General features: G+C 42.4%; 14 protein-coding genes. 6 read left to right on the top strand and 8 right to left on the bottom strand.

Annotated features, from left to right (window positions below; translation table 11 throughout):
* Position 1: 1 nt before the first annotated feature.
* Together murB and G9X63_RS03490 are read right to left on the bottom strand one after the other, a co-directional pair.
* The gene (murB, locus tag G9X63_RS03495) at positions 2-1,006 is read right to left on the bottom strand and encodes a UDP-N-acetylmuramate dehydrogenase (RefSeq protein ID WP_130923025.1); all 1,005 of its coding nucleotides are present in this window, start codon (positions 1,004-1,006) and stop codon (positions 2-4) included.
* 1 nt (position 1,007) lies between these two features.
* Entirely contained in the window at positions 1,008-1,736 is a 729-nt protein-coding gene (locus tag G9X63_RS03490) for an ABC transporter ATP-binding protein (RefSeq protein WP_130895233.1), read from the bottom strand.
* Between the two features lie 63 nt (positions 1,737-1,799).
* Here G9X63_RS03490 and G9X63_RS03485 point away from each other — a divergent pair, with 63 nt between their 5' ends.
* Positions 1,800-2,702 carry a prohibitin family protein gene (locus G9X63_RS03485; protein WP_130895232.1) on the top strand — a complete coding sequence of 301 codons (903 nt, stop codon included), beginning with the start codon at positions 1,800-1,802 and terminating at the stop codon, positions 2,700-2,702.
* Between the two features lie 19 nt (positions 2,703-2,721).
* On the opposite strand, the gene G9X63_RS03480 is transcribed toward G9X63_RS03485, so the two are convergent.
* Positions 2,722-3,933 carry a bifunctional 3,4-dihydroxy-2-butanone-4-phosphate synthase/GTP cyclohydrolase II gene (locus tag G9X63_RS03480; protein ID WP_130895231.1) on the bottom strand — a complete coding sequence of 404 codons (1,212 nt, stop codon included), beginning with the start codon at positions 3,931-3,933 and terminating at the stop codon, positions 2,722-2,724.
* A 51-nt stretch (positions 3,934-3,984) separates the two neighbouring features.
* On the opposite strand from G9X63_RS03480, the gene G9X63_RS03475 reads away from it, so the two are divergent.
* Positions 3,985-4,692 carry an ABC transporter ATP-binding protein gene (locus G9X63_RS03475; protein ID WP_236633159.1) on the top strand — a complete coding sequence of 236 codons (708 nt, stop codon included), beginning with the start codon at positions 3,985-3,987 and terminating at the stop codon, positions 4,690-4,692.
* On the opposite strand, the gene G9X63_RS03470 is transcribed toward G9X63_RS03475, so the two are convergent.
* The 3 genes from G9X63_RS03470 to G9X63_RS03460 are packed head-to-tail and all read right to left on the bottom strand — an operon-like array spanning position 4,673 to position 7,595.
* Positions 4,673-5,452, bottom strand: coding sequence for an amidohydrolase (locus G9X63_RS03470; protein ID WP_252624349.1), 780 nt, complete (start codon positions 5,450-5,452; stop codon positions 4,673-4,675). The two genes, G9X63_RS03475 and G9X63_RS03470, sit on opposite strands and share 20 nt — an antisense overlap.
* Before the next feature lie 12 nt (positions 5,453-5,464).
* Positions 5,465-6,835 (bottom strand): DUF4270 family protein, encoded by a 1,371-nt coding sequence (locus tag G9X63_RS03465; protein WP_161566464.1) that lies wholly within the window; start codon positions 6,833-6,835, stop codon positions 5,465-5,467.
* The gene (locus G9X63_RS03460; RefSeq protein WP_130895228.1) at positions 6,786-7,595 is read right to left on the bottom strand and encodes a glycogen/starch synthase; all 810 of its coding nucleotides are present in this window, start codon (positions 7,593-7,595) and stop codon (positions 6,786-6,788) included. The genes G9X63_RS03465 and G9X63_RS03460 overlap by 50 nt, the downstream gene beginning before the upstream one ends.
* A gap of 124 nt (positions 7,596-7,719) precedes the next feature.
* Between G9X63_RS03460 and G9X63_RS03455 the strand changes: the two genes are divergently transcribed.
* From G9X63_RS03455 to G9X63_RS03445, 3 genes are read left to right on the top strand one after another with little or no spacing between them, the layout of a single operon-like run.
* A complete protein-coding gene (locus tag G9X63_RS03455) occupies positions 7,720-8,703 on the top strand; it encodes a lysylphosphatidylglycerol synthase transmembrane domain-containing protein (RefSeq protein WP_252624347.1) in 984 nt (327 codons plus the stop codon).
* Positions 8,687-9,172, top strand: coding sequence for a D-glycero-beta-D-manno-heptose 1-phosphate adenylyltransferase (rfaE2, locus tag G9X63_RS03450; protein WP_252624346.1), 486 nt, complete (start codon positions 8,687-8,689; stop codon positions 9,170-9,172). The genes G9X63_RS03455 and rfaE2 overlap by 17 nt, the downstream gene beginning before the upstream one ends.
* A gap of 4 nt (positions 9,173-9,176) precedes the next feature.
* Positions 9,177-9,857: a zinc metallopeptidase gene (locus G9X63_RS03445; RefSeq protein WP_252624345.1), complete on the top strand. Its 681-nt coding sequence runs from the start codon at positions 9,177-9,179 to the stop codon at positions 9,855-9,857.
* 170 nt (positions 9,858-10,027) lie between these two features.
* Here the strand turns inward: G9X63_RS03445 and G9X63_RS03440 are convergent, their stop codons facing one another.
* The gene (locus tag G9X63_RS03440) at positions 10,028-11,743 is read right to left on the bottom strand and encodes an amino acid permease (protein WP_252624344.1); all 1,716 of its coding nucleotides are present in this window, start codon (positions 11,741-11,743) and stop codon (positions 10,028-10,030) included.
* An 85-nt stretch (positions 11,744-11,828) separates the two neighbouring features.
* Between G9X63_RS03440 and G9X63_RS03435 the strand changes: the two genes are divergently transcribed.
* The gene (locus G9X63_RS03435; protein WP_252624342.1) at positions 11,829-12,821 is read left to right on the top strand and encodes a glycosyltransferase family 2 protein; all 993 of its coding nucleotides are present in this window, start codon (positions 11,829-11,831) and stop codon (positions 12,819-12,821) included.
* On the opposite strand, the gene G9X63_RS03430 is transcribed toward G9X63_RS03435, so the two are convergent.
* Positions 12,818-13,039, bottom strand: a complete 222-nt coding sequence (locus G9X63_RS03430) for a PspC domain-containing protein (RefSeq protein ID WP_130895222.1) — start codon at positions 13,037-13,039, stop codon at positions 12,818-12,820. The two genes, G9X63_RS03435 and G9X63_RS03430, sit on opposite strands and share 4 nt — an antisense overlap.
* Positions 13,040-13,136: the final 97 nt, after the last annotated feature.

Raw genomic sequence — 13,136 nt, 5'->3', positions numbered from 1 at the left:
GTTATAAAATATTTACTTCGGTCTCTAATGAAACGCCGAATGTGTCTTTAATTGATTGCTTTATTTCTTCAGATAGGGCCAAAATCTCAGCGCCCGTTGCCTCTCCATAATTCACTAAAACGAGTGCCTGCTTTGCATGAACCCCCGCATCCCCTCTTCTAAATCCTTTCCAACCCGCTTTTTCAATAAACCAACCTGCCGGAAATTTAACCTCCGTGCTACCCTCTACAGGATAATTCGGGATACCAGGGAATTCTGCCATCAGTCGCGATGCTTCTGAGGCAGAAACGGTTGGATTCTTAAAGAAGCTACCGGAGTTACCGATTTCTTTGGGATCAGGCAATTTACTTTTGCGGATTTCAATCACAGCATCTGCCACGTCTCGGATGGAGGGCTGGGTAATACCTTTAGTCGCTAAGACTTCCTGAATGGCGCCGTATGACGTTTTAACAGAAGGTTTCTTGGATAACTTGAACGTAACAGAACCGATTAGGTATAAACCTTTCCCGGCACGTTTGAAAAAGCTTTCACGGTAGCCAAAAGCACAAGCTTTGGCATCAAACACCTCTATCGCCAATGTCTGTAGATTCAATGCCTCCAAGGAGTCAAACGTATCTTTAATTTCTGCACCATAAGCTCCTATATTTTGCATGGGAGCCGCACCTACCGTTCCCGGAATCAAGGATAAATTCTCTAATCCGGACCAGCCATGGTTCACTGCATATTGTACAAATTCATCCCAAACCACTCCAGCTCCGCCTTTCAACCACACAAAATCAGCATCCTCCTTTACGACAGAAATACCTGGAATCGAAATTTTAACTATAAGAGCCTCTTGGGCTTGCGTAAGCAAAACATTACTCCCCCCCCCTAAAAAAAGATGGGGTAAATGGGCATATTCCCCTGATGTACGAAGGGCAACATATTGATCAATGGAACTAATCTCTACGAATTGACGAGCTTCCGCCTCAATCCCAAACGTATTAAATGCACGTAGAGAAAACATATTAAACTAATTTAGTAGACAAAAACTCCTCTAATTCAGGAACGCCAGAATGGTGAAAGGTGTCTGAATTTCCTTCCCAAATCTTTTTCCCATCCTTCAAGAAAATGATCGATTCACCCATCCGCATCACCGAATTCATATCATGCGATATGACTACGGTGGTCATATTGTATTCCTGCGTGATTTCCTGGATTAAATAATCAATTTTCACTGCCGTTAATGGATCTAATCCTGAATTAGGCTCATCACAGAACAAATATTTCGGATTCATAACAATGGCACGCGCAATACCTACCCGCTTTTTCATACCTCCTGAAATCTCGGATGGCATCAATAAAGCAGCACTCTCTAGACCGACGCGTTGCAAGCAAAGCATCGCTTGTGCGTTCTTTTCTTCGAGGGTTTGGGAGGTAAGGGTATCCAAGGGGAAACGTACATTTTCCAAAACGGATTTAGAATCAAAAAGGGCTCCTCCTTGAAACAAAACGCCCATTTCGCGTCTAATTTCTTTCACCACATCTTGATGAGCCTTTAAAAAATCACGCCCATCATACAGCACTTTACCTCGCTCTGGAACTAAAATCCCGATCATGCATTTCAACAGTACAGATTTACCTGTACCACTACCACCGATCACCATATTCGTCTTTCCTTGTTGGAAATTCGCACTAATGTCATCGAGCACTACACGACCGTTAAAAGATTTAGATAAACCCTTGATTTCAATCATATTCAAAATTAGGGATTATTGAATACTTTATGATAAATTTGATAACATTTAAATCAAAAATCTATGTTTTTCATCTTCCTCGGGGTTTTGTTGTTTATCGGCGGTAACGCGATCGCTAACCCTAATTTAGTATTCTCTAAATACAGCAAAACGTTGAAAGTCGTAGGGGCCGTTTTTGCCATCCTAGGGCTAACTAGTTCTGCCGTAGTGCAAGTAGACGCAGGTGAAGTAGGCGTTCAAAGCGTCTTTGGAAAAGTGCAATCTTCCACTTTAAATAGTGGACTTAATTTCGTGAATCCCTTAGCTAAAGTGGTCGTTTTCGATGCCAAAACACAAAACTACACCATGTCTAGCGTACACGACGAGGGCGACAAAGCCGGAGACGATGCCATTCGCGTTTTAACGAAAGATGGATTAGAGGTGGTAGTAGACTTGACTGTACTTTTTCGAATTATTCCTTCGGAAGCTCCGCATGTTTTAGCGGAGATTGGAGAAAACTACAAGGACAAGGTTGTTCGTCCCATCACCCGTACGATGATTCGCGATAATGCCGTTTATTACGATGCTGTGGGCCTTTATTCGTTAAAACGGAACGAATTCCAGCAACGCATTTACTCTGACATCGAGAAGAACTTCAAGAAACGTGGCTTAGTGTTAGAGCAATTATTGATCCGTAATATCAACCTTCCTACTTCTGTTAAGACCACCATTGAGTCAAAAATCAATGCAGAACAAGATGCACAAAAGATGCAATTCGTCCTACAAAAAGAGAAGCAAGAAGCGGAGAGAAAGCGCGTAGAAGCGCAGGGTATCGCAGATTACCAGAAGATTTTATCGACGGGATTGAGCGACAAGCAATTGCAATATGAGTCGATTATTGCCCAAAAAGAATTAGCTAAATCCCCTAACGCAAAAGTGATTATTATGGGAGGTAAAAGTGCTCCCATCATTTTAGGGAATCAATAATAAAATGGGGTACGTGATTCTAGCGAATCGCGTGCCCCATTTTATCTCGTTTCGTTTCTAAGTATTTCTTGTTGTGTGGATTAGCTGGTATCTCAATTCCGATCGAATCAACAATCTCTAATCCATAACCCATCAATCCCGCTCTTTTCTTCGGATTATTCGAAATCAAACGGATCTTGTGAATGCCTAAATCACGTAAAATCTGAGCACCTACGCCGTAATCGCGCTCATCCATTGCAAAGCCTAGTTCTAAATTAGCTTCCACCGTGTCACGGCCCTGCTCTTGCAATTTATAGGCTTTCAATTTATTGATTAGACCGATTCCTCGACCCTCTTGGAACATATATAAAATCACTCCTTTTCCCTCTTTCTCCACCATTTCCATCGCGGCGTGCAATTGTTCGCCACAATCACAGCGACAAGATCCAAAAATATCCCCTGTCACACAAGAACTATGAACACGCACCATCACCGGTTCATCTTTCTCCCAGCTTCCCTTGATCAACGCTAAGTGGGTGTCGCCAGTATTAATCTGCTTGAAAGCGACTAATTCGAAGGAACCCCACTCGGTAGGCATATTCACGCCAATCTCTCTTTTGATAAGGGATTCTTTCGCCAAACGGTATTCGATCAAGTCCTTAATGGTCACTAATTTCAAATCAAACTTATCCGCGATCACGCGCAAGTCCGGCAAACGTGCCATACTACCATCCTCGTTCAAGATTTCGATCAATACACCAGAGGGTTTAAAGCCTGCTAGACGTGCGAAATCCATCGATGCTTCCGTGTGACCCGTACGACGCAAAACACCTTCGGTACGCGATTTTAAAGGAAAAATATGACCGGGTCTTCCTAGGTCTGCCGGCTGAGTAGCCGGGTCGACAAGCGCTTGTATCGTTTTTGCTCGATCTTGCGCAGAAATACCCGTAGTGCAACCGTTGCCTAACAGATCGACAGACACCGTAAATGGCGTCTCGTGAGAGGTCGTATTTTGATTCACCATCATCTCTAAACCCAAAGCCTGGCAACGCTCATCCGTCAAGGACACACACATCAAACCACGCGCCTCCTTAATCATAAAGTTCACAATCTCAGGCGTAATCGCTTCCGACGCGCAAATCATGTCGCCCTCGTTCTCTCGATCTTCATCGTCAGCGACTATAATTATTTTCCCTTGGCGAATATCTTCCAAGGCATCTTCGATACGATCTAAGCGAATTTTATCTAGCATTTTGTAGGCATTTGAATCAGAAACACAAAGTTACACGAAATAATTCCCTTTTTGACTACCTTTGTCAATATGTTCATCGAGGCTAAAAATCTTTCTAAAAACTACGGAAAACAATCCGCTGTTCAGGACCTAAACTTCCGTTTAGAACAGGGCCAAATCGTGGGATTTCTAGGACCCAACGGCGCGGGAAAATCGACAACATTAAAAATGCTGTTAGGACTCATTTCTCCCTCAACAGGTAGCGTACTTGTCGATGGCAAAGACCCCCAAGAACAGGAGATTAGCCTCAAAAAGCGAATTGGCTATTTAGCCGAGAAAAATCCGCTCTACCCGGAAATGTATGTCCGAGAGTTTTTGGCCTTTATCGGAAACATCCACGAGCTCTCGAATCTAGACAAGCGAATCCAAGAAGTAATCGAATGGGTGGGACTTGAAAAAGAAGCGCACAAGAAAATTCAGGAGCTCTCTAAAGGATACCAGCAACGTGTAGGCATTGCTCTGGCGATCTTACATGATCCTAAGGTATTGATTTTGGACGAACCTACTAGCGGCCTAGACCCGAACCAACGGGATGAAATCCGCCACTTAATCAAAAGTCTACAAAAAGACCGGATCATTTTATTCTCCAGTCACATCCTATCGGAGGTGGAAGCCATTTGTGACCGTGTCCTACTGATTCACCAAGGTAAATTAGTCTGTGACCGTCCAATGAAGGAAATCAAGGATTTAGAGAAGTTCTTTAAAGAGAAGACAAGCTAAACAAATCAGCATCTAAGTGCGCGGGGAATTTCGCTCTGAAATCTGCTAAGTCAACAGCGGACAATTCACTCGTTAAGATTTGATCCTTAGCCTGCAAATCCAATTGTAGTCCGCCCTTAAAATCCACAAGCAAGGAATCTCCCGCATAGGATAAGTTATTCGCATCAGTCCCTACGCGATTCACTCCCACTACATAGGCTAAATTTTCAATGGCGCGAGCCTGCAATAAAGTCCTCCAAGCATTCGCCCGAGGAGCCGGCCAATTCGCTACATAAATAGCCGCATCATAAGCCATTCCTACATTACGAGACCAAACAGGAAAGCGAAGATCATAGCAGATAAATACCGCTAAGTTCCAGCCCTTGTAAGAAACAATTACCTGCTTGTCACCTGCTTGATAAAATTCGTTTTCTGCACCCATTCGAAACAAATGGCGTTTATCATACGACACAAAAGAGCCATCTGGATGGACGGCATAGAGGCGATTTAAAAAAGAATTTTGCTGTTTTACTTTTAGAGAGCCTATCATTAATGCCCCTAACCGACTTGCTTGTACCTGCATCCACTGAAGTACAGGTCCCCTACCTATTTCGGCACCGGTGGGTGACATGGAGAAACCCGTTGCAAACATTTCCGGCAAAACGACCACATCTGTTTTACCAGCTAAGTCAGCGAGCCTTTCCTCTAATTGAGCACAATTAGCGGCAGGATCCTCCCAAACTAAATCGGTTTGAACTAAGCTTACCCGTAGATTCATCATGATTGCCGGTGTTTATTTGGCAATATAAGAATAATAGATTTTCAAACGAGCTTTCATGGCCTGTAATGGCACAAAACGCGCACTTTCATTGATAATTCTAGTGTTTCCTGCAGAGTTAGCTGTCAAAGCCGGCGTAATCAACCAACCCGTATTAGGCTGCTTTCCTACTAAAAGCGATTGAACAGCCGTCGTAACATTGAAGGTATACGTCTTAGCACCTGGATCAATCGCGGCAGTTAACACACTCGAACCACCCTCTGATAGCAAATACTTCAAACCATAACTATTTCGTAGCGTACGATTCGTCGCATTTGTTTCTACAATAGATAATTGACCGATAGTTTGTTGTAAATCAATATTGTCTGCAGCTGTCAAAACCAATTCCGCCTTATTCACTGCCACATTGCGATTCCCTTTTAAGTTAAGTAGATAAGGAAATTCTACTTTCGTGGCGACACCCGTACCCGCCTGGATATAGGTGATACCACTTGTGGCAGTGGATGAAACAATGTTACCTGGATTTTGCAGAGCTGCTAAAGCACCCGATTTAGTAGACTTAATCTGGTTAAATCGAGCTAATAATTCAGGATAAAGGGCATTTGAAAGACTAAAATAATAGTCCAAATTATATTTAGTCGTATCACCAGGGTTGTGGTAATACAAAGTCATCCGAGAGTAACCTGGATTAAATCCGATTAATGCCCCCGTAGAAGTAGCCGATGCCTTGAACAACATACCCGGAAAATAATCTCTAAATCCTTTACTTCCAGCCCCTACGGTAACATCCGCGTATTTACTGAGTAATTCCCGCCCAAACGTATCTGACATTCTAAAACGCAAGGTGTCAAGACGAACAGAATCCCCATTAATGGCTTTCGAACGAATAGGTCTAGGAGTAAAGGTATGTCTTCCTAAAAGCGAAGCGTCGTTGCGAACAGCCGAATTAGCAAAATAGTCAGTTCCCCGATTTAAGCTATCTAACAAACGGTACACACTTATGGTCTGTGTTTTTGTCGTATCTCCTTGGTAATTAGCATAGGCTAAACGAAGTGTCAATGAATCAAAAACAGACGTGCTTTTAGCCCGAAGTGTATCAATATTAGACAGCTGTGTATACGCAGCAGCCTCAGCTGTACCTAACACGGGATGGGTGTAATTTCCGACTAACAAGGTATTAGGCGAACCCGTATAGATAGAATCAATCAATACGGTAGACGACTTAATCGTAACCGTATCTGAATAATTCAACCCTACTTCCACACTAAATAAATCGTCGCCGATTTCTTTAGGTGTATCACAAGATGCAAGGAATAAGGAAAGAATTCCTACCCATTTAATTGCCGGACATTTCCAAGTACGTTTTTTCGAAGAAATCGAGGTCATTGTCGGCAATGTTTTGAGAGGTTTTATGTTGATATTCATCAATAATCGATTGGATACGGCTGTTATCCGCATTTTCTAAAGAAACTATTTTGTCTGCATACTCCGCACCTATCTTGATAAATGCCTCGTAATTTCCACCGGCTAAGCTACCTAAATGTGCTTCATCTAAATCTCCGATCTTCACTTTTTCGATCAAATCGTCTGCTTCAAACGCAAAATCAAAGGCAGAATTGTGTGGAGAGAAAATAGTTTTCGAATCTTTGTAAATCGGGTGATTTTGGTAATGCGTCGATACATACAAAGGAACTAAACTAGACATCCAGTCATTGCAGTGAATGATATCAGGAGCCCAACCTAACTTCACAACTGTTTCTAAAGCTCCTTTACAGAAGAAGATAGCACGCTCGTGATTGTCCGCATAAAATGCGCCTTCTTTATCAGTAAGCACATATTTACGTTGGTAATAATCTTCATTATCGATGAAGTATACTTGTAATTTCGCAGCTGGAATACTCGCTACTTTAATGGTCAAAGGTTTTTCTTCCTCACCCATTGGAATGGTAATACCTGAAAGACGAACTACTTCGTGCAATCGGTTTTTACGCTCATTGATCGAACCGAATCGGGGCACTAAAATTCTAATTTCCATTCCCCTCTCCTGCATAGCAGTAGGAAGAGCGCGTACGAAATCAGCAATTTTTGACGTGTTTTGAAAAGGATCTACCTCACTTGAAACGTAAAGAATACGTAATTTGGCCATTCTAAATTGATTACTAGGGGCAAATTACCCCAAAAAACATTACAAAAATACAAAAAAATAATCGGATTATCACCATCATTATACAATGAAAGGTCTTTAATTTGCCTTCTGATTAAAGAACCAGATGCTAAAATCAATCTTAAAATACCTTATATCTAGTTTATTAGCCGGAGGCCTATTGTATTGGGCTTTTTCTAAAAGCCAATTGCATTGGAATGACATCATCAGCACCTTCCAGCAAGCCGATTACAATTGGGTTGCCGTTTCCGTGGTCATCGCCATCCTTTCCCACCTATTGCGCGCCTTGCGTTGGGAACAATTATTAGACGCAATGAACTATCAGCCGGGCACTGTACGCACCTTTTCAGCCGTATTAATTGGCTATTTTGCAAACTTTCTAGTCCCCCGCTTGGGCGAAGTATCCCGTTGCGGATCATTAAAAAAGACGGCGGATATTCCGTTTGAGGAATCCTTTGGCACCGTTATTACAGAGAGGATTGTGGATTTATTGAGTCTAGTAGCCCTGGTTGGAATTACGTTTCTATTTGAGTGGGAACCCCTACAGAAGAGCCTTTTCCCTACCTTGCATTTGCCGTCTGGCACCTTAATTATCACCGCTTCCATACTAGGCTTAATGGGATTAGTGATTTTATGGAAGTTTAAAGATTTTCTCCAAAACATCGGCGCCGAATCGAAAGTGGGCAAAATGATCCTCGGCTGGGTCGCTGGAATTGGTAGCATTCGCCACCTAGCCCAACCCGGAAAATTTATCGGATATAGTGTGGGCATTTGGCTTTGCTATTATTTGAGCACCTATACCCTCTTTCTTGCTTTCCCTAGTAGCGAACATTTAGGCATGAGCGCAGCGCTCACCGTTTTAGTGATGGGCACTTTTGGGATGGCCACACCTACGCAAGGAGGAATTGGGGCGTACCACAGCCTAGTGGCCTCAGCCTTTGTATTCTATTCACTTGCCTACAAAGATGGCTTTATGCTAGCCACCTTTTTCCACGGAACTCAAATGATTACTTTGTTGTTATTGGGTGGATTTAGTTTTATTTTAACCCTATTTTTACCCAAAATTTCGTCTCGTGAACAACAGAACTGAACATAAAATTGTCACATTAGTCCAGGGAATCGAACTCCGTAAACAATGGAAAGCTAACGGCGATAAAGTCGTTTTCACGAACGGATGTTTCGACATTTTGCATTTAGGCCATGTAGATTATTTGGAGAAATCGAGCGAATTTGGCACTAAAATGATCGTTGCCGTTAACTCGGATGCCTCTGTTCGTACCCTAGAGAAAGGAGTCGAAAGACCGGTGAATGCGGAGTATGCCCGAGCGCGCTTAATCGCTGCACTGGGTTTTGTTTCGATGGTTATCATTTTCGGGGATTCGACCCCTTTAGAACTCATTCAAGCCCTTCAGCCAGATGTCCTTGTAAAAGGGGACGATTATACTATTGAGACGATTGTGGGGGCCAAAGAAGTGATTGCCGCTGGCGGATCCGTCAAAACCATCGCGCTAGTCCCTGATTACTCTACTACTAAAATCATTCAAAAACTTAAACAATAAAACCATGTATTTCATTGCCATCCTTTTCGGAGTCGCAGGTATGCTTATCTCTTGGCGACTAAAATCCAAGTTCAAAACCTATTCACAAACACCCATCCAGAGCAACCTATCTGGCCACGAAATTGCTGAGCGTATGCTAGCAGATCATGGCATCACGGATGTTCGGGTTATTTCAGTGGAAGGACAATTAACCGACCATTATAATCCTGCTGACAAAACAGTCAACTTAAGTGCAGATGTATATCACGGCCGTAACGCAGCAGCCGCTGCTGTTTCAGCGCACGAATGTGGCCACGCGGTTCAACACGCTAGAGCTTACGCCTTCTTGCAATTCCGCAGCGCCATGGTTCCCATGCTGAGCATTGCAAATGGCTTTATGCCCATCCTATTAATGATCGGAATGATGGTCTTGTATTCCACCGGAAACACCACCTTGCTAGCGATAGGTGTCGCTCTCTTTGCAATGGCCACTTTATTTAGCTTTGTCACCTTACCTGTTGAATTTGACGCTTCCAATAGAGCCCTAAACTGGATTAAAGAAAAAGGAATCGTAACGCCTACGGAATATGCGATGTCAAAGGATGCGCTTTGGTGGGCTGCTATGACCTACGTCGTGGCCGCGCTGGGTATGTTAGCGCAGTTGCTGTATTATTTGAATTTGTTGGGTGGGAGAAGAAATGACTAGAGTAGAGATTATAGAGTAGAGATTATAGAGTATAGAGTATAGAGCAAAGAGCAAAGAGCAAAGATATGGTAACAAAAAAGGGAGCATTTGCTCCCTTTTTTGTTTAAATCTGGAAGAAAAGAGTCCGAAGTAAAACCATCTATACTCTCTACTCTATAATCTATGCTCTATTATTTAACGTTCAACTTCGACTTCCGATAACTATACCCAAAATAAATAACCACCCCCGCCAAGCACCAGTACATAAAACGTTCCCAGTTCGTAGAGCCCATTTGAGTCATTAAATAGAGGTTAACTAATGATCCCAAGACAGGTATTAATGATAATTTCTTGGTTACACTGAAGAAGGACATTACAGACCAGATGATAAAGAACCCGAACATGATAAAGTGATCCGCCTTCGTTTCACCTGAATATAGCCCCCCTAACCATTCGCCCAGATTTACACCTGAATAGGAAATCAGACCAAGCGCTAAAATAAGCGACAAACCCACATAGTAGCTTGAATTGATGTAAGGGATCTTGAATTTGGATTTCTTTTGATTCTCTGGATCTAGATCTAATACTAAAACACCACCGCAGACTAATACGAAGGCGAAGAGCGTTCCGATACTACTTAAATTGATCACCTCTTCCAAGTTTGCAAACAAAGCAGGAACACCTACTAAAACGCCCGTCATGATCGTCGAGAACGAAGGAGTGCGGTATTTAGGGTGAATTCGAGAAAAGGCTTTTGGCAATAAACCATCACGAGACATCGTCATCCAAATACGAGGCTGACCTAATTGATAAACAAGCAAAGCAGAGGTTAAGGCAATGACCGCACTCGCTGCTACGATTCCAGCTACACCTGGCAAGCCTACTTGCATAAACATGAAGGCCAAAGGATCCTCAATTCCAGCTAAATTTTCAGATGGCACAATACCCGTTAAAACCAAGGTAACTAATACGTAAAGGACCGTACAGATGATTAGGGCATACATCATGGCTTTGGGAATATCCCGCTGCGGATTCTTGCATTCTTCTGCGGTAGTCGAGATCGAGTCGAAACCGATGTAAGCAAAACAAACGGCCGCCACACTTTTCAACACCCCAGAAATTCCATTCGGTGCAAAGGGTGTCCAGTTCTCTACCTGCACATAAAAAGCGCCCACCCCTACTACAATCATAATGACCAATAGTTTCAAAATCACCAGAATATTGTTCGTGTTTTTAGACTCCTTAATTCCAATGTAGACCAAATAGGTAATGGCTACCGTGATCAAAAGCGCCGGAATATTAGCGACAAAATGCCAACCAAAAATGGTAGGAGCCGATTGATAGGCGGTAAAACCTTCGCGTAGGTTAACAGATAAAGCTTCAAATTTCTCGCCACTAGCTAGTGCGGAGGAGGTTTCGGTGAAGGCTCTTTTGGCAGACAAATAATCCATCGTCATAAACTCTGGCACGTGAACACCTAAACCTTCTAACAAATCCACAAAGTATTTTGACCACGAAATAGCCACAGCTACGTTCGAAATGGCATATTCTAACAGTAAATTCCATCCTAAGATCCAGGCAACAATCTCACCCAAACTCGTATAAGCATAGGTGTAAGCACTACCAGAAATAGGAACGGTAGCTGCAAAACGTGCATAACAGAAGGCCGTAAACATACAGGCCATCGCCGTAAACACGAATAACATCGATACCGCTGGACCGCCATTTGCAGATGCCTGACCGATCGCAGAGAAAATACTCGCCCCGATGATGGCCGCCACACCCATAAAGGTCAAATCGCGCACTCCCAGATTTCTGTCCATAGAATTACCCTCTATGCTTTCAATCTCTAACTGATCTGAAATAATTTTATCGATGGATTTCTTGCGAAAAAAACTTGACCACATACGGTATTGGATTGTTAATGAAGAGACAAAAATACATCTTTCTGAAAGAAATTCTAATTTGATTGATTTCGATTACCTTTGTGACATGTCAGTCGCCGTCGTTATTTTAAATTACAATGGTCGGAAATTCTTAGCCGACTTCTTGCCTATCGTCCTCGAAAACACGCAGGATGCGGCGATTTATGTAGCCGACAATGGCTCTTCTGATGATTCTTTGGCCTTATTAGCAGCTGATTTTCCTAGCGTTTCCGTCCTTTCCTGGGCTGAGAATTTAGGCTATGCGGGTGGCTATAATTTTGCTTTAGGCCAAATACAAGCCGACTATTTCGTGCTAATGAATTCCGATATAGCGCCACGTAAAAATTGGTTACAACCATTAGTAGCCTATTTCGAAGCAAATCCTTCCGTTGCTGCGGCACAACCGTTTCTATTAGATTATCATAAACCGGAGTATTTTGAATACGCGGGAGCTGCGGGTGGATTTTGGGATTCCTACGGATACCCTTTCTGCCGCGGAAGACTATTCGATACCATTGAAAAAAATGAGGGGCAATATGCAACCTCCATGGTAAACTGGGCGACGGGCGCCTGTTTAATGGTTCGAGCTGAGGTTTTTCACTTAGTAGGAGGATTAGACGCTTACCTTTTTGCTCACATGGAAGAAATCGACCTTTGCTGGCGCATGCAAAGAGCAGGATATTCCATCGCAGCAGTGGCTGAAAGTGAAGTATTACACGTAGGTGGCGGGACGTTAAACAAAGAAAATCCTTTCAAAACCTACCTGAATTTCCGTAATAACTTGATTTTGCTCTATAAAAACGTAGAACCCTCTTTACGTTTTAAGACTATTTTCATCCGAATGATCTTAGACGGAATCGCAGGAATCAAATTTTTAACAGAAGGAAAACTCAGTTCCTTTTTAGCGATCTTAAAAGCCCATTATGGCTTCTATCACTATTTGTTCTTCGAACCAAAAGCGTCCCCTGTTCAGAAAAACTGGATAAAAAGTTATTCAGGAAACATTCTAGTCGACTATTTCCTTCGAGGCAAAAAGAAATTCAATCAAATCAAATTTTAGATATCCCAGACACTTGGGTTATTTCTTTGACGTAAATAGCGACGGATATTCATCCAAAAAGCCAAAATCAAATAAATAATCACCGGGGAACCCATCGTGATAAACGAGGTGTAGATAAAGTACAATCGAATACTACTTGTGGAGATTTTAAACTTCTCTCCTAGGTGAGTACACACGCCAAATGCCTGATTCTCAACAAAAAATTTCAGCTTTTCCATAAGTGATTGATTGAAGGAACAAATTTAGTCAAATTTAAACGCAAATGACACATAATTAAAATAGTTATATATTTTATATGAATAATATAATTATATT

Source organism: Aquirufa antheringensis (assembly GCF_023921165.1).
Classification (GTDB): Bacteria; Bacteroidota; Bacteroidia; order Cytophagales; family Spirosomataceae; genus Aquirufa; species Aquirufa antheringensis.
This window is presented reverse-complemented; position numbering and strand designations above follow the sequence as displayed.

What these genes read in the sequence shown, in the direction of transcription:
- murB (WP_130923025.1), bottom strand. Translation starts at nt 1,006, where the DNA reads ATGTTTTCTCTACGTGCATTTAATACGTTTGGGATTGAGGCGGAAGCT.
- G9X63_RS03490 (WP_130895233.1), bottom strand. Translation starts at nt 1,736, where the DNA reads ATGATTGAAATCAAGGGTTTATCTAAATCTTTTAACGGTCGTGTAGTG.
- G9X63_RS03485 (WP_130895232.1), top strand. Translation starts at nt 1,800, where the DNA reads ATGTTTTTCATCTTCCTCGGGGTTTTGTTGTTTATCGGCGGTAACGCG.
- G9X63_RS03480 (WP_130895231.1), bottom strand. Translation starts at nt 3,933, where the DNA reads ATGCTAGATAAAATTCGCTTAGATCGTATCGAAGATGCCTTGGAAGAT.
- G9X63_RS03470 (WP_252624349.1), bottom strand. Translation starts at nt 5,452, where the DNA reads ATGATGAATCTACGGGTAAGCTTAGTTCAAACCGATTTAGTTTGGGAG.
- G9X63_RS03465 (WP_161566464.1), bottom strand. Translation starts at nt 6,835, where the DNA reads ATGACCTCGATTTCTTCGAAAAAACGTACTTGGAAATGTCCGGCAATT.
- G9X63_RS03460 (WP_130895228.1), bottom strand. Translation starts at nt 7,595, where the DNA reads ATGGCCAAATTACGTATTCTTTACGTTTCAAGTGAGGTAGATCCTTTT.
- G9X63_RS03455 (WP_252624347.1), top strand. Translation starts at nt 7,720, where the DNA reads ATGCTAAAATCAATCTTAAAATACCTTATATCTAGTTTATTAGCCGGA.
- G9X63_RS03445 (WP_252624345.1), top strand. Translation starts at nt 9,177, where the DNA reads ATGTATTTCATTGCCATCCTTTTCGGAGTCGCAGGTATGCTTATCTCT.
- G9X63_RS03440 (WP_252624344.1), bottom strand. Translation starts at nt 11,743, where the DNA reads ATGTGGTCAAGTTTTTTTCGCAAGAAATCCATCGATAAAATTATTTCA.
- G9X63_RS03435 (WP_252624342.1), top strand. Translation starts at nt 11,829, where the DNA reads ATGTCAGTCGCCGTCGTTATTTTAAATTACAATGGTCGGAAATTCTTA.
- G9X63_RS03430 (WP_130895222.1), bottom strand. Translation starts at nt 13,039, where the DNA reads ATGGAAAAGCTGAAATTTTTTGTTGAGAATCAGGCATTTGGCGTGTGT.